This window comes from Bacillus sp. FSL E2-8887 (genome assembly GCF_038007205.1).
In the GTDB taxonomy this organism is placed as follows: domain Bacteria; phylum Bacillota; class Bacilli; order Bacillales; family Bacillaceae_G; genus Bacillus_A; species Bacillus_A mycoides.
Genome location: NZ_JBBOWS010000001.1, coordinates 1,237,053 through 1,261,785, shown reverse-complemented (window position 1 = coordinate 1,261,785; position 24,733 = coordinate 1,237,053). Strand labels below are relative to the sequence as shown.

Annotated in this window: 26 protein-coding genes and 1 pseudogene; 2 read left to right on the top strand and 25 right to left on the bottom strand. The window is 36.4% G+C overall.

What is annotated here, in order from left to right:
* Positions 1–13: 13 nt before the first annotated feature.
* The 20 genes from NSQ08_RS06310 to NSQ08_RS06215 all read right to left on the bottom strand — a co-directional run bounded on the left by NSQ08_RS06310 (position 14) and on the right by NSQ08_RS06215 (position 18,658).
* The gene (locus tag NSQ08_RS06310) at positions 14–1,276 is read right to left on the bottom strand and encodes a tetratricopeptide repeat protein (RefSeq protein WP_340772619.1); all 1,263 of its coding nucleotides are present in this window, start codon (positions 1,274–1,276) and stop codon (positions 14–16) included.
* Positions 1,277–1,383: 107 nt separating this feature from the next.
* Positions 1,384–2,658, bottom strand: coding sequence for a 3-phosphoshikimate 1-carboxyvinyltransferase (gene aroA / locus NSQ08_RS06305; RefSeq protein WP_002086617.1), 1,275 nt, complete (start codon positions 2,656–2,658; stop codon positions 1,384–1,386).
* 157 nt (positions 2,659–2,815) lie between these two features.
* Entirely contained in the window at positions 2,816–3,928 is a 1,113-nt protein-coding gene (gene hisC, locus NSQ08_RS06300; RefSeq protein ID WP_002086618.1) for a histidinol-phosphate transaminase, read from the bottom strand.
* A 116-nt stretch (positions 3,929–4,044) separates the two neighbouring features.
* On the bottom strand, positions 4,045–5,130 hold the full coding sequence (gene aroB, locus NSQ08_RS06295; protein WP_061675130.1) for a 3-dehydroquinate synthase: 1,086 nt from the start codon (positions 5,128–5,130) through the stop codon (positions 4,045–4,047).
* Positions 5,130–6,302: a chorismate synthase gene (aroC, locus tag NSQ08_RS06290; RefSeq protein ID WP_340772610.1), complete on the bottom strand. Its 1,173-nt coding sequence runs from the start codon at positions 6,300–6,302 to the stop codon at positions 5,130–5,132. The genes aroB and aroC overlap by 1 nt, the downstream gene beginning before the upstream one ends.
* 300 nt (positions 6,303–6,602) lie before the next feature.
* Positions 6,603–7,049, bottom strand: a complete 447-nt coding sequence (ndk, locus tag NSQ08_RS06285; protein ID WP_000415879.1) for a nucleoside-diphosphate kinase — start codon at positions 7,047–7,049, stop codon at positions 6,603–6,605.
* Positions 7,050–7,173: 124 nt separating this feature from the next.
* Positions 7,174–8,136: a heptaprenyl diphosphate synthase component II gene (gene hepT / locus NSQ08_RS06280; protein WP_002011823.1), complete on the bottom strand. Its 963-nt coding sequence runs from the start codon at positions 8,134–8,136 to the stop codon at positions 7,174–7,176.
* A 38-nt stretch (positions 8,137–8,174) separates the two neighbouring features.
* Positions 8,175–8,888 (bottom strand): 2-heptaprenyl-1,4-naphthoquinone methyltransferase, encoded by a 714-nt coding sequence (gene menG / locus NSQ08_RS06275; protein ID WP_002086620.1) that lies wholly within the window; start codon positions 8,886–8,888, stop codon positions 8,175–8,177.
* A 29-nt stretch (positions 8,889–8,917) separates the two neighbouring features.
* Complete coding sequence (locus tag NSQ08_RS06270) at positions 8,918–9,670, bottom strand: heptaprenyl diphosphate synthase component 1 (protein WP_201039686.1); 753 nt, start codon at positions 9,668–9,670, stop codon at positions 8,918–8,920.
* A 271-nt stretch (positions 9,671–9,941) separates the two neighbouring features.
* Entirely contained in the window at positions 9,942–10,511 is a 570-nt protein-coding gene (gene folE / locus NSQ08_RS06265; protein WP_002011819.1) for a GTP cyclohydrolase I FolE, read from the bottom strand.
* A gap of 121 nt (positions 10,512–10,632) precedes the next feature.
* Positions 10,633–10,905: an HU family DNA-binding protein gene (locus tag NSQ08_RS06260; RefSeq protein ID WP_001043860.1), complete on the bottom strand. Its 273-nt coding sequence runs from the start codon at positions 10,903–10,905 to the stop codon at positions 10,633–10,635.
* A 298-nt stretch (positions 10,906–11,203) separates the two neighbouring features.
* The gene (gene spoIVA / locus NSQ08_RS06255) at positions 11,204–12,682 is read right to left on the bottom strand and encodes a stage IV sporulation protein A (protein WP_000416521.1); all 1,479 of its coding nucleotides are present in this window, start codon (positions 12,680–12,682) and stop codon (positions 11,204–11,206) included.
* Between the two features lie 242 nt (positions 12,683–12,924).
* The gene (locus NSQ08_RS06250) at positions 12,925–13,638 is read right to left on the bottom strand and encodes a hypothetical protein (protein ID WP_002126422.1); all 714 of its coding nucleotides are present in this window, start codon (positions 13,636–13,638) and stop codon (positions 12,925–12,927) included.
* A gap of 65 nt (positions 13,639–13,703) precedes the next feature.
* A complete protein-coding gene (locus tag NSQ08_RS06245; protein ID WP_002011815.1) occupies positions 13,704–13,907 on the bottom strand; it encodes a DUF2768 domain-containing protein in 204 nt (67 codons plus the stop codon).
* Between the two features lie 227 nt (positions 13,908–14,134).
* The gene (locus tag NSQ08_RS06240; protein WP_000369753.1) at positions 14,135–14,386 is read right to left on the bottom strand and encodes a stage VI sporulation protein F; all 252 of its coding nucleotides are present in this window, start codon (positions 14,384–14,386) and stop codon (positions 14,135–14,137) included.
* Between the two features lie 116 nt (positions 14,387–14,502).
* On the bottom strand, positions 14,503–15,525 hold the full coding sequence (locus NSQ08_RS06235) for an NAD(P)H-dependent glycerol-3-phosphate dehydrogenase (protein WP_002011813.1): 1,023 nt from the start codon (positions 15,523–15,525) through the stop codon (positions 14,503–14,505).
* A gap of 18 nt (positions 15,526–15,543) precedes the next feature.
* Entirely contained in the window at positions 15,544–16,854 is a 1,311-nt protein-coding gene (gene der / locus NSQ08_RS06230) for a ribosome biogenesis GTPase Der (RefSeq protein WP_002011811.1), read from the bottom strand.
* 124 nt (positions 16,855–16,978) lie between these two features.
* Positions 16,979–17,164 (bottom strand): capping complex subunit for YIEGIA, encoded by a 186-nt coding sequence (locus tag NSQ08_RS06225; RefSeq protein ID WP_002086624.1) that lies wholly within the window; start codon positions 17,162–17,164, stop codon positions 16,979–16,981.
* The gene (locus NSQ08_RS06220) at positions 17,161–18,054 is read right to left on the bottom strand and encodes a YIEGIA family protein (protein WP_002086625.1); all 894 of its coding nucleotides are present in this window, start codon (positions 18,052–18,054) and stop codon (positions 17,161–17,163) included. The genes NSQ08_RS06225 and NSQ08_RS06220 overlap by 4 nt, the downstream gene beginning before the upstream one ends.
* The gene (locus tag NSQ08_RS06215) at positions 18,047–18,658 is read right to left on the bottom strand and encodes a YphA family membrane protein (protein WP_002086626.1); all 612 of its coding nucleotides are present in this window, start codon (positions 18,656–18,658) and stop codon (positions 18,047–18,049) included. Before NSQ08_RS06215 ends, NSQ08_RS06220 begins: the two co-directional genes overlap by 8 nt.
* A 117-nt stretch (positions 18,659–18,775) precedes the next feature.
* Between NSQ08_RS06215 and NSQ08_RS06210 the strand changes: the two genes are divergently transcribed.
* Complete coding sequence (locus NSQ08_RS06210; protein ID WP_000513901.1) at positions 18,776–18,910, top strand: YpzI family protein; 135 nt, start codon at positions 18,776–18,778, stop codon at positions 18,908–18,910.
* 143 nt (positions 18,911–19,053) lie between these two features.
* Here the strand turns inward: NSQ08_RS06210 and NSQ08_RS06205 are convergent.
* From NSQ08_RS06205 to NSQ08_RS06185, 5 genes and pseudogenes are all read right to left on the bottom strand, one after another.
* Positions 19,054–19,844, bottom strand: a pseudogene (locus NSQ08_RS06205) (hypothetical protein).
* 151 nt (positions 19,845–19,995) lie between these two features.
* Positions 19,996–21,045: a type 2 isopentenyl-diphosphate Delta-isomerase gene (fni, locus tag NSQ08_RS06200; protein ID WP_340772584.1), complete on the bottom strand. Its 1,050-nt coding sequence runs from the start codon at positions 21,043–21,045 to the stop codon at positions 19,996–19,998.
* 12 nt (positions 21,046–21,057) lie between these two features.
* Positions 21,058–22,206, bottom strand: coding sequence for a 30S ribosomal protein S1 (gene rpsA / locus NSQ08_RS06195; protein WP_002126412.1), 1,149 nt, complete (start codon positions 22,204–22,206; stop codon positions 21,058–21,060).
* Between the two features lie 328 nt (positions 22,207–22,534).
* Positions 22,535–23,212 (bottom strand): (d)CMP kinase, encoded by a 678-nt coding sequence (gene cmk / locus NSQ08_RS06190; protein ID WP_340772577.1) that lies wholly within the window; start codon positions 23,210–23,212, stop codon positions 22,535–22,537.
* A gap of 130 nt (positions 23,213–23,342) precedes the next feature.
* Entirely contained in the window at positions 23,343–23,516 is a 174-nt protein-coding gene (locus NSQ08_RS06185; protein ID WP_002135263.1) for a DUF5359 family protein, read from the bottom strand.
* Positions 23,517–23,729: 213 nt separating this feature from the next.
* Between NSQ08_RS06185 and ansA the strand changes: the two genes are divergently transcribed.
* Complete coding sequence (gene ansA, locus NSQ08_RS06180) at positions 23,730–24,704, top strand: asparaginase (RefSeq protein WP_088030883.1); 975 nt, start codon at positions 23,730–23,732, stop codon at positions 24,702–24,704.
* The last annotated feature ends 29 nt before the right edge of the window (positions 24,705–24,733 follow it).

Genomic DNA, 24,733 nt, shown 5'->3' with positions numbered 1-24,733 from the left:
GTTTCCTTCCAACTTATGAAAAATCCTCTAAATTATATAACAATTCTTCAATATGAATTTGTGTCGGGTCTAGTTGTATTAACTGCGTAAATACTTCTTTCGCCTCTTTTCGCATTCCTTCTTCTAATAAGAAATAACCGTACTCTTCCAAGAAATCTGGATGATTCTTAAAAGAAGTATATGCACTTTCATAGTGTTTTAATGCATCCGAATACATTTCTAATTGTTTTTTTGCAAATGCAAGATCCCAAAGTAGTTGTGTATCTGGTTCTCCACTGTCAATTGCACGCTCTACAACTGCAATTAGCTCTTCGTATTTCTCTTGTTCTTTTAAAATATACGCATATTTTAATATCGCACCTAAATGTCCCGGATCTAGCTCCAGTGCTTTTTGAAGCACTTCTTCTGCCTCCGCTATTTTACCTAATTTCGCCGCAATATTCGCTAATTCTACATAGAAAGGAACAGACAGCTCATCTACTTTAATTCCTTCTTGAAGTGTTTCATAGCTTTCTTGAAGCATGCCTTCTTTTTCATAGCTTTTCGCTAAATACATGTATAACGATGCGTATTCAGGATCTAATTCTTTTAATTCTTGCCAAGCACCAATTGCTCTTTGATATTCTTCTCCTTGGTATAATGTGAAGGCATATCCAAATAATGAGTGAATATCTTTTTGCTCTTCTAACCCCGCTTCATAGTAAGAGATTGCCTCTTCCCAGTTTCCAATAGCACTTAAAGTTTCTGCTAGACGAAGCGCAATGACAACACCACCCATAGCTTCATGTTCTGCTAGTAACGATTCATAATAAGTGATCGCCTTTTGCTCTTCACCTTTACTACTATATAATTCTGCTAACCCAAACGTAATAACAGGTTCGTCTGGCATCATTTCTTTCGCCTTTAATAGTTTTTGTTCTGCTACATCATCAAAACCTTGCATTTGGAATAAATCCGCTACAAGTAATAACGATTGAACATATAAATCATCGTTTTCTGGAATATCATGAAGCACTTCAATCGCTTCATCTTCTTTATCTAAATCAATATATAATTCTGCTAAAAATACCGTAAATTCACTTTCTTCCGGATATAGCAAGCGTAAGTCTTCAGTAATTGCTAACGCCTCATCCATAAACCCAAGTGTATGATAGTAACGAGCGATATCATACTTCTCTTCATCATTAGCAACTCGTAGTTGTTCTTTTAATAATTGTAATCCTTTTTCTGCTTCACCGTTTTCAATATAAGAAACAGCCTGTTCAAACTTTTGCATAAACGTCTCCTTTAATTCAAAAAATATTCTCTTCTGTTCATTTATCATAAGCAACTAGGTGTAAGAACGCAACCTTTTGAGTGAGCTACCTCTTCCTATACTTTCTCTCATAGCGCAGCTAATTGTTCGAAAAATTCCGGATACGATACAGCGACCGCATCACTATTCTCTATTTTCACTTCTCCATCTATAATACACGATGCGATTGCAAGCATCATCCCAATACGATGATCGCCATGACTATTAACAGTATTGCCTTTTAAACTTTGTTTACCATATATAATCATACCATCTGGTGTAGCTTCAATCTTCGCACCTAATTTGCCTAATTCATCTACAACCGTATCGATACGATTTGTTTCTTTTACTTTTAACTCCTCAGCGTTTTTAATAACAGTAATTCCTTCTGCCTGCGTTGCCAATAAAGCAATTACAGGAATTTCATCAATTAATCTTGGAATAAGAGTTCCACCAATTTCTATTCCTTTTAGTTTAGATGTTTCAATCGTAATATCCCCGCACGGTTCAAACTCTTCATTTCTAATATGATCGATAGAAATAAGTGCACCCATCTTTGTTAATACATCTAAAACCCCTGTTCTCGTCGGATTTAAACCAACGTTTTCCAATACAAGCTTACTATTTTGGACAATTGCACCAGCTACTAAGAAAAACGCCGCCGAAGAAATATCTCCTGGAACTTCTATGTCTGCACCTTTAAGTTGTTGTCCACCTTGTAATGAAACAGTCCGTCCATTAACATCTACGGTACAACCGAATGCACGCAACATTCTTTCCGTATGATCACGAGATTGCATAGGCTCTGTTACCGTAGTAATCCCTTCCCCTTGCAAACCCGCAAGTAAAACTGCTGACTTCACTTGTGCGCTTGCTACTGGTGAATGGTAATGCATACCTTTTACCTTACCACCGCGAATAGATAAAGGTGTATATTGTCCGTTTTCTCTACCATCAATTTGAGCATTCATCTTACTAAGCGGGTCTGTAACACGTTTCATAGGACGTTTTCCAATTGATGCATCACCAATTATCGTACTATGGAACGGCGTATTTGCTAAAATCCCAAGCATAAGACGAATAGTCGTCCCTGAATTCCCCACATCTAATACTTCTTTCGGTTCTTGTAAATTATGTAATCCTTTACCGTAAATCGTGACATCGTTACCAAACTGTTCAATCTGGACACCTAGTTTTTGAAAACATGCAATTGTACTTAAACAATCTTCTCCTAATAAAAAATTTGATACTTTCGTCGTCCCTTCCGCTATCGCTCCAAACATAACAGAGCGATGCGAAATAGATTTATCTCCTGGAACAACAATTTTCCCATTCAAACTATTTTTTCGTCCTACTAGTTTCAAACTGTATCCTCCTCACATTTTAAATAAGTTATATGTACAATAGTTCTTCTTATACGTCTACTTCTATTGTAACGTTTTCTTTCTTGAACGTGCAAACAACTCCCCTTATTGCAGTTCAAATGAAAAAGGCTCCTGTAACAGGAGCCTCCACCATTTCTTAAGAATACGTTTCTTCTTTCTTCACTTGTTCTTTTACAAGTTCCGTAAGTAATTCAATAATCTCATCATTTTCTTCTTTTAATCCAACAGTAATACGAATACCATCATGCATACCAAATGCTGCACCAGAACGAACGATATATCCTTTTTTCATTAATCGTTCGAAAGCTTCATTACCAGGTATACCAAGTTTCAAGAAAATAAAATTCGTTTGAGATGGATAGTAGAATACGTTATATTCCTTACAAAATGCATAATATTGATTTAATCCTCCGGCATTTTTCTTCACACACTCTTGTAAAAACTGTTGATCCTCTATTGCCGCTAATGCTACCGCTTGGGCGATAGTTGATGTGTTAAATGGTAGTCTTGCTACCTCTAGCTGCCCAATAAGCTTTGCATCACCAATCGCATATCCAATACGAAAAGCAGCTAATCCATATGCTTTTGAGAATGTGCGTAACACCATAAGATTTTCGTACTTTTCAAGAAGAGGTAATGTTTGCGGATAATCTTCTGCCCCAGCATATTCATAATATGCTTCGTCCATAATAACGAGCGCTGACTTTGGAACTGATTCTAAAAATGAAAGTAATTTTTGTTTTTCTACATATGTACCTGTCGGATTATTCGGATTACAAATCCATACAATCTTCGTTTTCTCATCTACTTGTTGTAACATTGCATCTAAATCGTGAATGCCATCTTTAAGTGGTACTTCACGAACTTCTGCTCCTTCAATAACAGCATGGTGATGGTATTGCGAGAACGTAGGGTTCGCCATTACAACATTTGTTCCATTATGTAGCAAAGCACGACTAATCATTTGAATGACTTCATCTAGCCCACTACCAAATAAAAGCTGTTCCGCTTTTACACCTAAATGCTCTGCTACTTTCTCACGAAGCTCAAATGCCGCCCCGTCCGGATAGAGTGCATATTGATTAGCTAACGAAGTTAATGCTTCTGTCACACGCGCAGAGCAGCCAAACGGATTTTCATTCGATGCTAATTTTACAATTTTTGACAATCCGTATTCTCTTTTTACTTCCTCAATATTTTTCCCAGGTACATATGCTCTCAAAGTTAACAATTGCTCTTTTACTCTCACTTTTCTTCCCCCAGTCATTGATATGATTTATAATGTCTTACTGTCATCTTTAATCATAACCGTTACCATTACGAGAATACCTTTAAATATGCATTTCATACCTGCTCTATGACTTTTTACACCATATCCTTTTGAAATGCTTCTAACGCAATATGAACAGTCTCATCTGAAATAGATACGACATTCACTCCCCCATATTCCTGCATAAGCACCATATGAATTGTTCCAGCATTTGCTTTTTTATCTTGTTTCATCAACTGAACGAGACGTTCTACATTCAAGTCACTTGGCATTTTTGGATAACCGTATTTCAAGAACCACTGCTTTATTTCTTTATAAGAAAGATCAACTTTGTACACTTGCTCACTTAAAAACATAGCAAATAGCATGCCAACCGCTACTCCATCACCGTGAGTAATATTCCCATATCCTAACTCTTTTTCAAGAGCATGTCCTAACGTATGCCCAAAATTCAAATGGGCACGTACACCTTTTTCTGTTTCGTCTTGCGACACAATATTCGCTTTCACAGGAATCGCCTTCGTTAATATATGAATTAACTTTTCATCACGAAGATCCGTTAACGTTTGTACTTCTTCTTTTAACCAATGATATAGCTCTACATCACCAATAAGAGCATGCTTTATCACTTCTGCATAACCTGATCGCCACTCTTTTTCAGGAAGTGAATGTAAAAATGGCGTATGATATACAACAGCTTCTGGCTGATGAAACGCTCCAATCATATTTTTTCCTAGTGGATGGTTAATTGCTACTTTCCCGCCTACTGCGCTATCGTGAGCTAATAAAGTCGTTGGAACTTGGACAAAGCGAATACCACGCATAAACGACGCGGCAACAAATCCAGCCAAATCTCCAATCATTCCGCCTCCAAGTGCGATGATTAAAGAATTTCTATCTAATTTATTTTCAAGAGCCGAAGTGTGAGCCTCATAGAAATTTTCAAAAGACTTCTCTTTTTCGCCACTCGGTACAACAAACGAAAATACTTTTTGCTCTACTTGCAATGCATCAACAACTGTCTGTAAATGCAGTGATGCAACAGCTTCATCAGAAATGATCATTATGTTAGATACTGCAGGATTCATTTTTTGAATAAGCGTTGTTAAGTGTGACAACGCCTCCCTTCCAACATGTACATCATATTCTTTTGATTTCGTTTGAATATGTATGTTCTCCATTAAAATCCCCTCGCATATTCATTATGTTTCTCAATATTTTCACGTATAAGATCGATACGATCTAATCCAAATTGTTCAATTAAAGCTGTTGCGAGCTCCCAAGCCACAACAGCTTCAGCCACAACGCTAGCTGCTGGCACTGCACAACTATCTGAACGTTCAATACTCGCTGTAAAAGGTTCTTTCGTATCAATATCAACACTTTGAAGCGGTTTATATAATGTCGGTATCGGTTTCATAACACCGCGCACAACAACCGGCATACCAGTTGTCATGCCACCTTCTAATCCACCTGCATTGTTCGTTTTTCTTCTGTACCCCTGCACTTCATCCCAAAGGATTTCATCATGCACTTCACTTCCAGGTCTATGTGCTGCTTCAAAACCAATTCCAATTTCAACACCTTTAAAAGCGTTAATACTCATAATTGCCGCTGCTAATTTTGCATCTAATTTTCTATCATAATGTACATAGCTACCTACTCCAATTGGCATTCCTTCTACAACTACTTCAACAATACCACCGATAGAATCACCATTTGCCTTCGCATCATCAATTGCTTGCATCATCTTTTTACCGGCCTCTTCATCTAAACAACGTACAGGAGATGCTTCTGTAGTACTTTGTAATTCCACAATAGAGTTATATTTAATATTTGCTGCCTGTACACCACTAATCTCGATAACATGTCCCGCTACTTGTATACCTAATTCCGCTAATATTTTTTTTGCAACTGCACCAGCTGCAACACGAACTGTCGTTTCACGTGCTGAAGAACGCTCTAATACATTCCTCATATCTCTATGACCATATTTAATCGCACCATTTAAATCTGCGTGTCCAGGTCTAGGTTTCGTAACTTGCCTTTTCATTTCTTTCTCTTCCTGCTCAGTTAACGGCTCTGCGCCCATAACCTTTGTCCAATGTGTAAAATCACGATTTTCAACAACAAGTGCAATCGGTGACCCCATCGTCTTCCCATGCCTAACACCACTTACAATTTGCACTTGGTCTTTCTCAATTTGCATGCGTCTACCGCGTCCATATCCTTTTTGTCTTCTAGCTAATTCTTCATTTATATCATTCGCTACTAAAGATACCCCTGCCGGAACACCTTCTAAAATTGTCGTAAGTTGCGGACCGTGGGATTCACCAGCTGTAATATATCGCATACGTTATTCCTCTTTTCGCATATGTATTTATCCCGCTACATAAAGCAGCTATATTATCTTCCATCACTCTTTAAAATACAAAGAAATTATATAGTAAATCGAATGTTTGCTTTCCCTACTTGTAATTGTTCGATTATTTTCATAATAGTAAACCTTTTACTTTACATACCAATATATCATAACAGCCCTAACTTCGTAACTGATCGAAATAAAAAAAGTGCAAGAAGAATACCCCTATTCTTCTCACACTTTTTACTATTATCACAGTTATTAAAGCGTTTACAAATTATTTCAAAATAATTAGTAAATCCATTGATTCATTAATTTTGAGTAGTCTACTAATTCTTCTTCCTTAAAGAAAATAGCAATCTCGCGTTCTGCACTTTCTAAAGAATCCGAACCGTGGATAATGTTTTTCGCAACAGTTACACCGAAATCTCCACGAATTGTTCCAGGAGCAGCTTCATGTGGTCGTGTTTTACCCATCATATTGCGTGCTGTATCTACTACACCTTCACCTTGCCATACCATTGCGAATACAGGACCAGATGTAATAAAGTCTACTAATTCACCAAAGAAAGGTCTTTCTTTATGCTCACCGTAGTGTTGTTCAGCAATTTCCGGAGTAACTTGCATTAATTTTGCACCAACTAATTGAAAGCCCTTTTTCTCAAAACGAGCTACAATTTCCCCAATGAAGGCACGTTGTACACCGTCTGGTTTTACCATTAGAAATGTTTTTTCCATAAAAAATCTCTCCACTTCTGAATTATGTATGTAATTGTATATCCCCACACACATATTAACACCCTTATCACAATTGCGCAATAGTTTTGAAATAGAGAGATTATTTTATTTTTTAGACAAAACACTAAAATTTTCGTTTTCCAATATACTTTGCGACATTTTGCAACGCATACTTCGCCTGTCCACGAGGGAGTGGTTTTATTATTTCTAATGCTTTATGTAAATAACGTTCACTAAACGAAAATGCTTTATCAATAGCTTCGCTCGCTTTAATATCATCAATAATTTCTTTCATTTCACTTGCTGTTGTATTTTCATGCACAGATGTAATTTTTTGACGAAGAACTGGATCTTCCATGGCATACAAAACAGGTAATGTAATGTTACCTTGTAATAAATCACCACCAGCAGGCTTTCCAAGCTTCTCTTCTGTCGATACGAAATCTAAAATATCATCAATAATTTGATAAGACATACCAACAAAATATCCGTACCAAAATAGACGATTTACAGTATCACGATTAGCACCAGCAGCAATCGCTCCCAACTGACAACTTGCGGCGATTAACAATGCTGTTTTTCGTTTTATCCTTCTTAAATACGTTCTTAAATTTTGATCATAGTTATACTTATCTTTAATTTGTTCGATTTCACCTTTACAAACTTCTAAAATTGTATGAGACAACGCTTGATGTGCATCTGGAATTTCTATATTTGTTATACATTCAAGAGACTTCGCAAACAAGTAGTCTCCTGTATACATTGCAATACGATCTCCCCATTTCGCATTCACTGTTGCGCTACCGCGTCGTAAAAACGCAGCATCAATGACATCATCGTGAACAAGCGAAGCCATATGAATTAGTTCTAATGCAACCGCAACATGCTTAATTGCATCTAACTTATAATCCCCAAATTTCCCTGCAAGCAAAACAAAAACAGGGCGAATCCGCTTCCCACCTGCTTCAATAAGCTGTAATGCCGCTTCTTCTACTAACGGCTGCTCCGAAGCAACTGTCTTCTTCAATTCTTTTTCTATAACATTAATATCCGATCGTAAAAAAGAGTACATAAGTTGTAACTTCATATTGTTCACCTTAACCTAAAACGTCTTTTTTCTATTTTCTATTTTGATTCTGGTTTAATACCTAAATGCATAGCTGCTACACCAAATGTAAATGGTTTCACTTGCACATTCTTAAGCCCAGCTTCTTCAAACATACGTGCTAACTCTTTCATCCCAGGGAATGTACTAGCAGATTCCTGAAGCCATGAATATTCTTTATAACTTTTCGCAAACATCTTTCCAAATAACGGCATGATATATTTAAAGTATAAGACATATCCTTGACGAAAACCTATCATCGTTGGTTGAGATGTTTCCAGGCAAATTACTTTTCCACCAGGCTTTACTACACGCGTCATTTCTTTTAATACTTGCATGTAATCCGGAACGTTACGTAACCCAAAACCAATCGTTACATAATCAAACGTATTATCTTCATAAGGAAGTTCCATTGCATTTCCATGCATAAGTTCTACTTGCTTTAATTCTAAAGCTTCTACCTTTTGTTTACCGACAGCTAGCATATTTTCGCTAAAGTCTAAACCGTAAACCTTCCCATCTTCACCTACAGCTCCCGCTAGTGCAATTGTCCAATCTGCCGTCCCGCAGCACACGTCAAGTGCCTTACTCCCGGGTTTCACATCCATAATTCGCATCGTTTCTTTGCGCCATGCCTTATGCCTTTGAAAACTAATTACAGAATTCATCACATCGTATTTATCAGAAATTTTCTCAAATACGTCATGTACTCTTTCTTCTTTTGATTGTTGCATGCTCGTACCTTCTTCCAATGTAAAGTTGCTTATGTCCTTGATTTATCTCTTAACATAGAAATTATCTCATTAACTTCTGTATGATTCTCTAAAAAATTTTCTTCTTGCTTTCTCATTTCCATAAGCCATTCATTAATAACTGTTTCCAAATTTTCATCATCATCCAATGAGATTTTTTGGACTGCTTGAAAAACAGGTGAATTTTGTTTATCAGCATACAATTGACACTCTTTTTGAAGACGATTTTTTCCTAACACATAAGTTATATATGGTTTCCAATTAGATAACTGAAAATGATCACATGTTTTTTGCAAAAGCGCAGATTCAATTATTACTACACTTTCCATTATGTCTTGAATCGTCACATGTGCTTTTTGATACAGCATAATTTTATGTTCATTAATCTCCTTAATTCCTTCAGCAAGTGCACGAATTAAGATAATATCACAATTCATTGACAATAAGTAATAGTATAGACCACTATAATAATCCCCTGCAAGAACTGTCAATTGACGACGCTTATGGAATCCACTCGTCTCTTCGTTTGCTTTATTTGATACTTTTTCATGTGTATCAAGAGCAATTTGTACAAGCATAATCGTTACGACATAATGATCAATTTGTTCTTTATGTATATTTGCACTTTTTAATGCACCGTATAACAGCGCTATTTTTTCTTCATCAATAAATGGTTCTTCAATATAGTTTATAAAATAAGGATGGCGTAATTTCTCCATCAATTTCTCTTTAATACCCGCATACCCTCCGTAGATGTCACACACAAAAAATCACCCTTGTTTTCTAATTCATAAAATTTATTATAACACATACATTCTATTTTCTATAATCAAAACTTGGCTACTTCTGCCAAACTGCCACCGAATAAAGCCTCAACTTTTATTCATACAAGTTATCTTCGTCTCTAACAACTACAAACATTCATTTACACAAAAGACAGAAGTAATTTTCAACCTTTATATTCTTGCTCTTTAACATTAAAACTATATCATTTTTTTGTATATAAAAAAAAGAAAAGCAGTTTCCCGCTCTTCTTTAATTCGTCTTAATAAACGATAAAATTTCACTACGTGCTGCTGCATCATTTTCTAACACGCCGCGCACTGCAGTCGTTACTGTTTTCGCACCAGGCTTTTTCACACCACGCATCGTCATACACATATGCTCTGCTTCTACTACTACCATTACACCATGCGGCTCTAGTACTTCCATAATAGAGTTAGCTACTGTTGATGTAATACGTTCTTGTAGTTGCGGACGACGCGCAATTGTGTCTACAGTACGAGCTAATTTACTTAGTCCCGTTACTTTTCCACCTTGCGGAATATATGCAACGTGAGCAACTCCATAAAACGGAACAAGATGATGCTCACACATCGAATAGAATGGTATATCTTTTACTAGCACAAGCTCTTCGTGGTCTTCTCCGAATACTTTGTGTAAATGCTCTTTCGGATCCTCATGCATTCCTGAGAATACTTCTGCGTACATTTTCGCAACACGTTTCGGTGTATCAAGTACTCCCTCGCGATTTGGGTCATCTCCGATTGCCTCTAAAATAAGACGTACTGCATGTTCAATTTGTTCTAAATTAACTTTTGCCATCCGCTAGCCCTCCCGAAAAACCTAAAAGTGATACGAACACATTCTAGCATATTTATGTTTTTAAAAGCAAAAAGAAGAGTTTCCAAAAAGGAAACTCTTCTTCCCTGTTAATATGTAAGGATTATTTAACCGCATCTTTTAACGCTTTACCAGGTTTGAATGCAGGTACTTTACTTGCAGCGATTTCAATCTCCTCACCTGTTTGTGGGTTACGACCTTTACGAGCCGCACGCTCACGAACTTCGAAGTTACCGAATCCGATTAGTTGTACTTTATCACCTTGTTTTAAAGCTTCTAAGATAGAATCAAAAACAGCGTCCACTGCTTTTGTTGCGTCCTTTTTAGAAAGGGAACTTGCTTCTGCAACAGCATTGATTAAATCTGTCTTGTTCATGCCATTCACCTCCTCCCAAAGATAAGACTGTATAATGATCATAAAATGAGTCTTACTTTCATTTGTAGGCAATTTTTACAAATTCTATACTACAAAGATGTAGATAAATCATTATCAACGCCTATATTATACGATTCTCCTTTATAATTCAATATTTTTAAGGAAATTGTTACTCTAAAAATGTGAAATTCTGATGAAACTTGACAATTTACAACAAAATATTAGATAATGACTGTTTATTTTTCTATTACGTACTCAAAAAGAAAAAAATCCCTCTGCAATTAGAGGGATTTTTTTCTTATAATATAATCGCAATTAATCCGCCAGATCCTTCATTAATAATTCTTTCTAGCGTTTCTTTTAATTTATAACGAGCGTTTTCTGGCATTAGAGATAACTTCGCTTGAATTCCTTCTCTAACAATAGAGCTAAGAGAGCGCCCAAATATATCAGAATTCCAAATTGATAGCGGGTCATCTTCAAAATCTTGCATCAAGTAACGAACTAGTTCTTCACTTTGTTTTTCAGTACCGATAATTGGTTCAAATGTTGATTCTACATCCACTTTAATCATATGAATAGACGGCGCAACCGCTTTTAATTTAACACCGAACCTTGAGCCGTGACGAATAATTTCCGGTTCATCTAAGCTCATATCAGCTAATGCAGGCGCTGCTACTCCATATCCGGTTTGTTTTACCATCCGCAAGGCATCCGCCACTTGGTCATATTCTGTTTTCGCATGAGATAAATCGAGCATAAGCTTTAATAAATGATCTTTCCCTCGAATCTCTACTCCTACTACTTCTTTTAAAATTTGATCATACAATTCATCTGGCGCATATAAATCAATCTCTGCCACACCTTGCCCCATATCGATGCCAGCTAGACTCGCTCGATCAATAAATTCATATTGACTAAACTGCCAAACGACACGGTCCACATCACGAAGACGTTTTATATCCTTTACAGTCTCTTGAACCGCTTCCTGATAACTTTGGCGTAACCAATGCCCTTCATTTAGTACCATTACCCAGCTCGGAAGGTTTACATTCACTTCTAAAACCGGGAACTCGAATAATGCTTCTCGCAGTACGTTATACACATCTGTTTCTCTTAAACTCTCTACACTCATCGCAATTACTGGGATATCATATTCTTCTGATAAACTTTGACGTAACTGCTCCGTATCTGGATGGTATGGCTGTACAGTATTGATAATCATAATGAAAGGCTTTCCTACTTCTTTTAACTCATTTACAACGCGTTCTTCTGCCTCTATATAATCTCTTCTTGGAATTTCACCAATTGTTCCATCTGTTGTAATAACGACACCAATTGTTGAATGCTCTTGAATTACTTTACGTGTTCCGATTTCTGCAGCTTCATGGAATGGAATAGGCTCTTCATACCAAGGAGTATTAATCATGCGCGGACCATTCTCATCTTCATAGCCTTTTGCTCCTGGAACCGTATATCCAACACAATCTACTAATCGAATATTCACTTCAAGACCTTCATCTACTTCGATAGAAACCGCTTGGTTTGGAACAAACTTCGGTTCCGTCGTCATTATTGTACGACCAGCAGCACTTTGAGGCAGTTCATCCTGCGCTCTTTGACGGTCTGACTCATTTTCAATATTAGGAATAACAACAAGTTCCATAAATTTTTTAATAAATGTTGATTTCCCTGTTCGAACAGCTCCTACAACTCCAAAATAAATATCACCGCCTGTGCGTTCCGCAATATCTTTAAAAATATCTACCTTTTCCAAGTGATTCCCTCCCTCAATATTTTTGGGAATAATTCCACGTTTATAGTCAACTAATACCTTCTCTAATGTTGCCTATAATATCTGATATAATATAATGGTATTCTAGAAGTTCGGACAATATATCATATAATTTTGTCCAATTTCATATGACTATTTAAAAATACCTTTTGTTTGCATCGCAAGTTGTATAACATAAAAAACCTTTCTTCTAGAACTTATTCACTAAAAGAAAGGTTCATGACTTATGATTTCAAAAAAATTGGTTCTCCATTTTTTACTGTATACGGCAAAGAGTATGCAGGAACAAACGGAGAATCCTTCGATAGTATACTCCGGATATCTTCACCTTCTTTAAATTGTCCTTCATTTTTTTTCAACGCTTCATATAAGTCGATTCTATAATCAACAAACAATTCTCCTTTTTCATTAATTACAAGAGGGAGACCTTTTCCTGAGTACGGACTTGTCACTTGTGGTACATCTTTATATCCTAGTTTTTTGAAGTCTAATTCATAAACACCATCTGTGATCACTTTTTTAAAAGGTGGATATTGATGTTCATCACGATACATTCTTAGCTTCAATGCCACTTCTTGAATTTGTTCCGCCATTCTCACATCAATTAACTTTACTGTCGGATTTTTTTCAACATCTATTAATACATATTGATATACTCCACCACTTTCATACGCATTCCCTGGTGCCTCTTGTATGTACCTTGGAGCAATTTTTTGAAAATCAATTGGATACTTCTGATAAATCGGCGTACTCATATCACGCGTCTTAATTGGTAATAAACCATCCGTTTGCTCCTTATATGTATTAATGGCTTTTTGTACAACTTGCAACTGGTCTTCATAAGGAATAGCACTTTGTTTCATATTTTCTCTTGGATACATACACCCTGTTAAAATGCTCATGCAACAAAATATTAAAATAATATGGATTTTTTTCACTGACAATCACCTTTTCATGCTAGTATGGACTGTTGCTTTTGTAACATTTACCGACTACACATCCTTTATTGCTCAATAGGGCCACTAAATACAACAAGGAAAATAACAATTCCCGATACAATCATGAGGGTGTACGCTACTAAAGCTGTAATCCCTTTCAAAAATTTATTCTTCATTTTATGCCTACTCAATAAAATAAAACTTACTGCAAGAAACATAAATCCAATTGCCCCTAAAGCAAACCACATTTTCATAAGTCCTTCCGACATATATACACCCCTTTACTTTCAATCTATTTTTATACTATTTTAACAAATTAAAATCTTTAAACAAATAAAAATCATCATTTTTCCGTGAATTGATGATTTTTATTTAAAATAATAAAACCGAAGCACGAAATGATGCGCTTCGGTTGACCAAATATGCCCTTAACAGCTCTATTCCCATTCTTTCATAACTATCATATGCATTCTCTAAACTCTTTGTTTCTCATAATTTATTTTTTAAACATTTTACTTAACGAACCAAAATCCGCCGGCATATTATTGTTAATAATCGCTTTTACAATTTGATCCTCTTGCTCTTTCGGCACTTCGCGTCCTGCCATTAGAGCAACTTGATGAATCAATTGGCGAAGCACTGTCTCATCACGTAAGTTCGCATTTTGAACAGACGACGCTAATTTAAAAATATCTTCTTTGTTCACTTTCGCTTCTTTTTCAATGTTATTAAAAATGTTGTTATCCATTCTTTTCACCCTCTCCTCAAGTTACTCTTCATCCTATGCAGAGATGAAAAATTGGTGAAAAGACCCATAAAAAATAAAAAACGGTAGAAGTACGAAATGTACTTCTACCGCTTTCTTTATAACAAATCAGGTATCGCTTCAACTTCATGTTTTCGAACACGTCCCATCAATGAGCCTACTGCGTCTTTCACATTATTCCCATTGAACAGCACGTCATATAAAGCAGCTGTAATCGGCATTTCAACTTCCATTTTCTCTGCCAATTCATGAGCAGCTTTCGTTGTTCTTACACCTTCTACAACCATACCCATACTTTCTAGCACTTCTTCTAAAGAGTGCCCTTTTCCAAGCATATTCCCAGCGCGCCAATTTCGGCTATGCACACTTGTACAAGTTACAATTAAGTCTCCCATACCAGTTAGACCAGCAAACGTTAACGGATTTCCGCCCATTTTTCTTCCTAAACGAGCAATCTCTGTTAAACCACGTGTCATTAATGCCGCTTTCGCATTATCACCTAATCCAAGCCCGTCAGATATCCCCGCAGCTAGTGCAATAATATTTTTTAAAGCACCACCAAGTTCAACTCCAACGATATCTGGGTTTGTATATACACGGAAATAGCTATTCATAAACAAATCTTGTACTCCCTCAGCCGCTTCCATACGCTTTGCTGCAGACGTAACAGTTGTCGCTTGACGCAATCCAACTTCTTCAGCGTGACTCGGCCCAGATAGTACAACAACATCCTTAATCAAGCTCTCTGGAATTTCTTCCTCAATCACTTCCGAAATACGTTTTGACGTACCTGGTTCGATTCCTTTACTTGCATGAATCCAAGTAATTGGCTCTGTAACAATTTCTTTCATCTCTTGCAATACGTCTCGGTACGCTTTCGTCGGTACTACTAGCAGTACTGTATTTACATCTACTAATGCTTCTTCTAAAGAAGAATAGGCTACGATTGTGCTTGGCAATGTAATCCCTGGAAGATATCTACTGTTCTCACGCTTCGTATTAATTTCATTCATGAGTTCAGGACGGTTTCCCCAAATACGTACATCATGCCCATTGTCAGCTAATACCATCGCTAACGCTGTTCCCCAGCTACCTGCTCCTATTACTGTGATTTTTGTCATAAAATCACATCCTCTCCATTAGTCTCTTGCTCTAGCGATAATGTGAATCGGCGTTCCTACAAAACCGAACGCTTCACGTAAACGGTTCTTTAAGAAGCGCTCATATGAAAAGTGCATTAATTCTGTATCGTTTACAAATATAACAAATGTTGGTGGTTTTACCGCAACCTGTGTCGCATAGAAGATTTTCAGACGGCTACCATTATGTGTCGGCGTTGGATTCATCGCTACCGCATCCATAATTACATCATTTAATACATTCGTTTGTACACGGATGCTATGGCTTTCATTTACCTCATTGATAACCGGTAATAACGTTTGTGTACGCTTTTTCGTTTTCGCAGATAAGAATACAATCGGTGCATACTCTAAAAATTGGAAATGAGCACGGATGTTTTCTTCAAATGCTTTCATTGTTTTTTCATCTTTTTTCACTGCATCCCATTTGTTTACAACGATAATAACAGCTCGTCCTGAATCATGAGCATATCCAGCGATTTTTTTATCTTGCTCAATAATTCCTTCTTCTCCGTCTAAAACGACTAAAACAACGTCAGAACGTTCAATCGCTCTAAGTGCACGAAGTACACTATACTTTTCTGTACTTTCGTATACTTTCCCTTTTTTACGCATACCAGCTGTATCGATGATTACATAATCTTGATCATCTTTACTATATGGTGTATCAACAGCATCACGTGTCGTTCCCGCTATATTACTTACAATTACACGTTCTTGACCAAGAAGTGCATTTACAAGTGATGATTTCCCTACGTTTGGACGTCCAATTAAAGAGAAACGGATTGTTTCATCGTCATACGCTTCTTCTTCAATCTTTGGAAAATGATTTGCTGCTTCATCTAACAAATCACCAAGTCCTAAACCGTGTGTACCTGAAATCGGGAATGGCTCGCCAAATCCTAATGCATAAAAATCATAAATATCACTACGCATGTCTGGATTATCAACCTTATTTACCGCAAGTACAATTGGTTTTTTAGAACGGTATAAAATTTTAGCAACTTCTTCATCTGCTGCAGTTACACCATCGCGACCATTCGTCATAAAAATGATAACATCTGCTTCATCAATCGCTACTTCCGCCTGTTGACGAATTTGTGTCAAGAACGGCTCGTCTCCAATATCAATTCCACCTGTATCAATAATGTTAAACTCATGATTTAACCATTCTCCCGCACTATAAATACGGTCTCGCGTTATACCTGGTATATCTTCTACGATTGAAACTCTTTCTCCAACAATTCTATTGAAAATAGTAGATTTCCCTACGTTCGGGCGGCCTACTATCGCTATTACTGGTTTCGGCATATACTTTCATCCTTTCAACTTGCTTCTGTTTATTATGTAAAAAACCCTTCTTTGTGCAAGAAGGGATTTGCATTCCAGAATATTTCTCAACGTATCAAAACACCTCACATTATACCACACGTTACTAATGTTTCACAATAATATATACATTATCTTGTAAGCGATGTGCAATACCATCTAAAATAGCCTCTAAATTATTTGCAACAAATTCCAGTTCCTCTGTCGACTCGCAAATAAATAAAGGGGCACCACCTGCAAATTTCTCTGGCGTTGTTGTAATGACTGCGAGAATAACACTTTCTAACATCATCTCTTATCTCCCCTTCCTTTCGGAGCTTCTGATGACATATGAACAGCACTCTCTAATGTTGGTACATTTCCGATTACCCCTATCGCTTTTTCTGCATCTTGATCTTGCGGCAGAACAAAAATCCCAACTCTCCCATCCTCTAAATCACGCTTCGCTAACGGTACAAGTGCCGGCGTTCCAGAATCTCTATATATTCCTAAAGCAACCGAAACATCATGTAAAATAGCTTGCCGTTGTCCTAAGTTTGAGATTGTAACCATCGCATCTATCGATTTCGGTTTTAAAATAAACCCCATTCCATATTTCATAATTTCTTCTTGCCTTGCTGGCAATCCAATATTCATAATGTAAATATTATCAATATAAAGTCCCGCTCCTTCAAAACGAAGTGGAACGTGCTCTATTTCTACAAGGTCATGAAGTCTTTTACCTGACATTAATTTTTTCGCAATGAAAAAACTTACTATACCAGTAATTACCCCGGCAATCCATGAATCGAATCCTATATACGCAAACGTTGTTACAAACGACGTTAACATCGCCAAGTAGTTACGACTTTCAAATACTAATGCAATTCCTTCAATGTATGTATTACCACGTGGTACGAGCTCATATCCATCTAATTGTTGAAGCGTATTTCTTTCCATATTGCGCACATCACGAAATTGCGTCGCTGCTAACGTAAGAAATGTAATTGCAGAGAAATCTTTTTTCAAAACAGACGGAATCGCAATTGCTCCTAAGGCAGCCGCAATTAATCCCATCGCGATATGAATAATTTTCCCGTGAAGCCTCGTCGGATATTGCCTCGTATCGGTACGAAGCATTAACAACCTAGTTATTGTACCTGCAATTACGCCACATAAAATAGCTGGTGTATATTCAGTCATGTATTACCCTCGCCTTTCTTTTACGTGTTTTCCTCTTAAATTGTTCCATATATACCGATGCCTTTGTAATCCAAAGTAAAATCGCCATAAATAAAGTGGAAACAGCAGCAACATCTAAAAAAGCTAAACTGCCGTATTCATAAGGAAAATGTAATTTACGAAAAATCAGCGTCACCAATAATTCTCCTTGTAACATCCCTATATATAAGGAGCATAATCGTAATATGCGATCCCCGTGCAATAAAACCGATGCATACACAAGTGCACCACTTAACAGCAACAACCTATCAACCACAATCCAAATTGGATCATATACTTCTAACAAATGAAAGCTTGTATATAACATTGCAATAATAAGTGCCGAAAGTAAGGTATATAATTTTTTCCAAATAGAATATAACGCGATACCTACAAAAGAAATAATACAAAGCAAAAGGGCATTTACCGATATCGTGAAAGAAGCAATCGTCACATTTAACGGAGAACAAATAATAAAAATTAATATACAAGCACTTATCTTCCAACGAATAGATTCCTTTTTCATAAAAAAGGTCACGACAATCCACCCTATCCAAGCAACAAAATAAAAAGTACTCCCATCCATCATTTCACCTCCTATGATTTCCATTATGGGAACTTTTTATGAAAGTTAATCCTCCTTTTCTTTGTGCATAGTTTTTCTCATAACAGCAAAACTTTTAATAAGGAGGTGTAACTCACAATGGGTAAAGATCGCCAAGAACGAAAGCTAAGAGAATCACGCCGCGTTGAATCTGATCGCGACCAATCACTTCAATATCCCGGTGCAACAAGTCTTGATACACCGGAGCAAGCTCGAAAGCAGAATCAGCATTAAATAAAGTGAAACCTCAGTGGGGGGGTATCCATCCCCACTGATTATTAGCTCACACCAATCAAGTTGCCCTCAAATAGGCAATACAAAAAGACGGTTTCGATATTGTACGAAACCGTCTTTTCACACAATTATTTTATTTATTTCTACTCGTAATATAATTCTTTTGTTTTCGCATTATAAACCCTATCACTCAACGAGGCATCAATCGTAACTACACCTGTTGGTTTTTTAGAATATGTAATAACATAATACGTATGTAGAGAAGGATTTTTACTCTTTTTACCTCTACACGTACATAATCTGTCTCTCCTATCTCATTTAACTTTCGCTCAACCTCTTTTTTCGCACCTACAATATATTCTTTTTCTCCTTTAATTTCCCTACTCACAATGGTATATCCTTGATCAGAAAGTAATACTACTTCAGAATTACTTAAACTCACTTCATTTGGTATATTAAAATAATAATTTGCATACGAATCTTCCGATGGATTTTTGTCTTCTCCTAATTCCCTTGGCAAAATTAGTGCTTCTATTCCACTTCCTGCATTCACCGTTGGATTCCTATACAATTTATTCCCGACTGCGATTGTAATATTCGCCGTTTTAATTGCTGATTGTGCTGTTGTTGAACTAGAATCTCCTTCTCTTACATTTGAAGTTAATGAAATTTCAACCTTTTTATTATATCCAGAAACCGCTGTATCTTCTCTTATATTTCGTGCATGGATGTTAACATCTTCACTATTATATGTAATGCGTCCTATTGTATTTTTACTATTTGAAGATACATTATCTCCTTTTTTATTAACATCCTCATCCCCTAAATTATCGTAAATTTTTCCTTGTTTCTTTTGACTCTTAAATAGCAATCTCTTATCTTGTTTTATCGCTAACCAGCTATATAGAGAAGAATACTTTCTTACTTTTACCATATTTTTTCGCACGATATTTATATATACTTTTATTATAATGTAAATTCTCTCTTTTTTCCATTTATAGAATTATATAGAATGATAACTTCTCGCCCTCCCTCTTCATTTTACGAAAATAAAACGCAAAAAAATCAACCGGATGGTTGATTTTTTATCGCCTACTATAATGTGCAGTGTCAATCCCTCGCTGCGCTAACCAATGGTACGTTTCACCTTTTACAACAAGAGGTACAGATTGTAACTCTTCTATCGTCTTCACGCCAAGAGCTGTCATAATAAATTTTAAATCTGTATGTAAAAGATCAATTTCATCCACTAAATCCTCAACACCATCTTGCATTAAAATACGTAAAAAGTATCCAGCAAACGCAGTTGTATTCGCCCCTAATGCGATTGCCTTCGCCACGTCAAGTGCTGTTTGTATACCCCCAGATGCAATAAAAGAGAGGTTATTATTTGTAGAGGTTGCTTCAATAATCGAGGTAGCTGTTTGTATGCCCCAGTTATTAAAATAAGAAAGTATTCGCTGTCTTCTTTCATTTTCAACAGCAGCAAAATTCGTACCACCTTGTCCGCCAATATCAATTGCTGTTATACCTATATTCGCTAACTGTTGTACTGTTTCCTTACTCATTCCAAAACCGACTTCTTTTACGATGACAGGTACTTTACTTTTTAAAACTATTTTCTCAATCCGCTGAAATACACCAGTAAAATCACGGTCTCCTTCTGGCATCGTTAACTCCTGTATGACATTTAAATGAATTTGCAGTGCATTCGCTTCAATCATATCAACGGCACGCTCTGCCTGTTCGACAGTTGCCTCACTTCCTAAGTTTGCGAAAAAAATCCCATTCGGATTTACTTTCCTAACAACTTTATACGAAGCCGCTTCACTTTCATCTTTTAAAGCTGCCATTTGCGAACCTACAGCCATAGCAAGGTTATGATGTTTCGCTACATATGCTAATTGCTCATTAATATGTAATGTTTGCTCTCCTCCACCACCAGTCATCGCATTGATAAAAATCGGCGAACTTAGTGAAAGTTCGCCGATTTTTGTTTCACATGTTATAGTGTCATAACTTGAATTTGGCAAGCTTTGATGCACAAAATCAATATCATGAAAGCCATGCGTACGAGACTGACCAGTAGAAAGAGCATATTCAATATGATCTAATTTACGTTTTGCCCTTACCACTTGTACCCCTCTTTATTTCTTTAATTTTTTCAGTTGTTCACCAATAATATCACTTAACTGGAAAGTAGCCGAATCAGCATTTGGCTCATATTGGCTATAATCTTCTGTTACATTATTTTCTTCAAGCGTTTCTTTTATGCTTAAAGAAATACGTTTTTCTGCTACATGGACTTCAAGTACTTTCACTTTTACTTCTTGTCCCATTTCCAATACTTCATTTGGATTTTTCACGTGACGATTTGCAATTTGAGATACATGTACAAGCCCTTCAACACCAGGTAAAATTTCAACAAATGCACCGAATGTAACAAGGCGTTTTACTACTCCCTCACGAATATCTCCAGCTTTTATTTCGCCAGCAACATTTTCCCAAGGTCCTGGCTGAGCTGCTTTAATTGATAAAGAAATACGTTGCGTATCAGCATCAACAGATAACACTTTTACCTTTACCTTTTGACCTTGCTCTAATACCTCAGAAGGTTGCTCTACACGTTCGTGTGAAATTTGTGAAATGTGAACTAAACCGTCCACACCACCAACGTTAACGAAAGCACCAAAATCCGTTAATCGTTGTACTGTTCCTTCAACAATATCCCCTTCTTTTAACGAAGAGATTGCTTCTTTTTTCTTAGAATCTAGTTCTAGTTCTACTACCGCTTTATGTGAAAGAATAACACGATTTTTTTCACGGTCTAATTCAACAATTTTCACCGCTAATGTTTTTCCTTTATAGTCAGCAAAGTCTTCTACATAATGTACTTCTACAAGTGAAGCTGGGATAAAACCACGAACACCAAGGTCCACAACTAACCCACCATTCACGATATCTTTTACAATAACATCAAATACATGACCAGAATTAAATTTTTCTTGTAATTCTACCCACGCTTTTTCTGCGTCAACAGCTCTCTTAGATAAAACAAGATCATCATCTTCTAATTTAATAATTTTCAATTCAAGTGTTTGATCTAATTCTACAACATCGCTTGCTTTTTCAATATGAACGTTAGCTAATTCACTAATCGGAATTACGCCATCTGTTTTGTATCCAACATTTACAAGAACTTGTTTCTCTTCAACTTTCGTTACAGAACCTGTAACAACGTCACCAACTTGTAATTCTTTTGAATTCATAACTTCTTCATTCATTTTCTCTACCATGGAAATACCTCCCTACAGAATTGACAAAGCATTTTTATGTATATACGAAATGAAAACAAATGTTTTCATTTGCATGTTTAAGAATTTATCATCACATATTCTGTTTCAATACAGCTCACAAGAAACTATATTAAATCTATATAAATAGTATACAGCAAAATCATCTTGAAGAAAGTATGATTTGAAATATAATAGCGAATATATTCTGACAGTTTTTTTCCTCTGTAACTAACTTCTTACAAATTAGCCCATTTGTCAAGAAAAGAGACTTATAATTCACTTATCCTTTACAATTCAAAAAAAAAAGAAAGAGGATAGTCCTCTTTCTTTATTTCGCAAATACTCCTGAAACAATACCCATAATTTTTTGGACAACTTCTTCAATTGATAAAGAAGTTGTATCTAATTCCAATGCATCATCAGCTTTTTTCAAAGGAGAAACTTCGCGTTCTGAATCTAATTTATCACGCCTAGCAATTTCTTCTCTTAACTGCTCTAAATTAGAATCGAAATCTTTATTCATATTTTCTAAATGTCTTCTTTCCGCTCTTTCTTCTACAGAAGCAAGCATAAAGATTTTCACTTCAGCATCCGGTAGTACATGTGTACCAATATCACGGCCATCCATTACTACGCCGCCTTTTTTAGCTAATCCTTGTTGACGACGTACCATTTCTTCACGAACAAGACGATGCTTCGCTACAATAGATACACGATTCGTCACATCTGGCGTACGAATCACTTCAGAAACATCTTGTCCATTTAAAAATACAAGTTGTGTATTTTCCCCTTGCTGAAATTCAATATTTACATTTTTTACAACTTCCATTAACTTTTCTTCATTTTCAATATCCACTTTTTGTTCAAGGGCTGCATATGTAATAGTACGGTACATTGCGCCTGTATCAATGTAAACATATGAAAGTTTTTTTGCAACAACTTTTGCCACTGTACTTTTCCCAGCAGCCGCTGGACCATCTATAGCAATCGAAATTCGTTTATCCATTGTAACACCTCATTTTTCACTTATAAAACAAAACGAAAAGCAGGTATTTTCCCCCTGCTTCTTCTCATTTGCCTCACGTCATTAAATCCTCAATAATTGTAGCATAATCCATCATAGAAGAAAATGAAAACTACTTATTCACCTGTAAGATTTCCGCCTTATTTTTCGTGACGACACCTTCGTAATAAACAATTTTCGATAAATATTTCACTGAAGATTTATGTATAAAAAGCAGTTGGACGACAGAAAGAAAAATAAATTGAATCAGTAATATACGAATTATAATTTTCTCCACTTTTTTCAAAAAAACTCACTCCTTCCCTCTCTACACTTACACATCCACTCTCATAAATTTCCATAAACAAAACCTAACCTAATAACCACTTACCGGAGCACACTTAAAGTAATTTATTTTATTGTCATTTTCTAAGCATACTTTTATACATTTTCATTGTCGAATTTACTCAAAACATGTTATGTTCTAAATGTATTTTTCAACTTGAAAGGGGTATAAGCATTGAAAAGAATCCTAGTTTTACACACAGGTGGAACAATTGCAATGGAGGAAGATAAAGAAACTGGGGTCGTACAACCAGGTAAAAAGAATCCTCTTTTAAAATTCATTCCTGATTTAGAAGGCGATGTTGATTTAATTGTCGAAGATGTGTTCCATCTTCCATCTCCTCACATGACTCCTAGCGAAATGCTACAATTGCAAGTCATCATTGACGAAAGAGTAAAACAAGACGATATTCACGGCGTAGTCATCACGCATGGTACCGATACATTAGAAGAGACAGCTTATTTTCTTGATTTAACAGTTCAAGCAACTATCCCAATCGTTGTGACAGGGGCAATGCGTTCTAGTAATGAATTAGGTGCCGATGGTCTATATAATTTCTTATCAGCTGTAAAAGTTGCTAGTAGTAATGAAGCTGCTGAAAAAGGTGTTCTAGTCGTATTAAATGACGAAATACATTGTGCTACAAATGTAACAAAAACGCACACAAGTAATGTCGCGACATTCCAAAGTCCACAGTACGGACCAATTGGCATGGTAACAAAACGTGGTGTTGTTTTCCATCATGCTTTAGTGCATCACGAAACATGCACAGTACGACAGATTTCTAAAAACGTTGTCGTTCTAAAAGCATACGCAGGTATGGATGATACATTATTATCAGCAATCGAAACACTACCAGTAGACGGAATTGTTATTGAAGCACTTGGACAAGGTAATTTACCTCCAAGAACACTTCCTAGTCTAAGGCGATTAATAGAAAAAGGCATTCCAATTGTATTAGTTTCACGCTGCTTTAACGGTATCGTTCAAGACGTATACTCTTATGAAGGTGGCGGAAAACAATTAAAAGATATGGGCATTGTTTTCACCTACGGTTTAAACGCTCAAAAGGCGCGAATTAAATTACTAGTCGCACTAGAAAACACAAACTCTCACGAAACAATCCAACATATGTTTATGCACGATTAAAAAAGAAGCTGTCGAAGATTTCGACAGCT

Coding starts and splice junctions, on each gene's coding strand:
- NSQ08_RS06310 (WP_340772619.1), bottom strand. CDS start 1,276: ATGCAAAAGTTTGAACAGGCTGTTTCTTATATTGAAAACGGTGAAGCA.
- aroB (WP_061675130.1), bottom strand. CDS start 5,130: ATGGAGAACATACATATTCAAACGAAATCAAAAGAATATGATGTACAT.
- aroC (WP_340772610.1), bottom strand. CDS start 6,302: ATGCGATATATTACAGCTGGTGAATCCCACGGTCCGCAACTTACGACA.
- ndk (WP_000415879.1), bottom strand. CDS start 7,049: ATGGAAAAAACATTTCTAATGGTAAAACCAGACGGTGTACAACGTGCC.
- hepT (WP_002011823.1), bottom strand. CDS start 8,136: ATGAAGTTACAACTTATGTACTCTTTTTTACGATCGGATATTAATGTT.
- menG (WP_002086620.1), bottom strand. CDS start 8,888: ATGCAACAATCAAAAGAAGAAAGAGTACATGACGTATTTGAGAAAATT.
- folE (WP_002011819.1), bottom strand. CDS start 10,511: ATGGCAAAAGTTAATTTAGAACAAATTGAACATGCAGTACGTCTTATT.
- NSQ08_RS06260 (WP_001043860.1), bottom strand. CDS start 10,905: ATGAACAAGACAGATTTAATCAATGCTGTTGCAGAAGCAAGTTCCCTT.
- NSQ08_RS06245 (WP_002011815.1), bottom strand. CDS start 13,907: ATGTCGGAAGGACTTATGAAAATGTGGTTTGCTTTAGGGGCAATTGGA.
- NSQ08_RS06240 (WP_000369753.1), bottom strand. CDS start 14,386: ATGGATAACAACATTTTTAATAACATTGAAAAAGAAGCGAAAGTGAAC.
- NSQ08_RS06235 (WP_002011813.1), bottom strand. CDS start 15,525: ATGACAAAAATCACAGTAATAGGAGCAGGTAGCTGGGGAACAGCGTTA.
- der (WP_002011811.1), bottom strand. CDS start 16,854: ATGCCGAAACCAGTAATAGCGATAGTAGGCCGCCCGAACGTAGGGAAA.
- NSQ08_RS06225 (WP_002086624.1), bottom strand. CDS start 17,164: ATGATGTTAGAAAGTGTTATTCTCGCAGTCATTACAACAACGCCAGAG.
- NSQ08_RS06220 (WP_002086625.1), bottom strand. CDS start 18,054: ATGACTGAATATACACCAGCTATTTTATGTGGCGTAATTGCAGGTACA.
- NSQ08_RS06215 (WP_002086626.1), bottom strand. CDS start 18,658: ATGGATGGGAGTACTTTTTATTTTGTTGCTTGGATAGGGTGGATTGTC.
- NSQ08_RS06210 (WP_000513901.1), top strand. CDS start 18,776: ATGGGTAAAGATCGCCAAGAACGAAAGCTAAGAGAATCACGCCGCGTT.
- rpsA (WP_002126412.1), bottom strand. CDS start 22,206: ATGGTAGAGAAAATGAATGAAGAAGTTATGAATTCAAAAGAATTACAA.
- cmk (WP_340772577.1), bottom strand. CDS start 23,212: ATGGATAAACGAATTTCGATTGCTATAGATGGTCCAGCGGCTGCTGGG.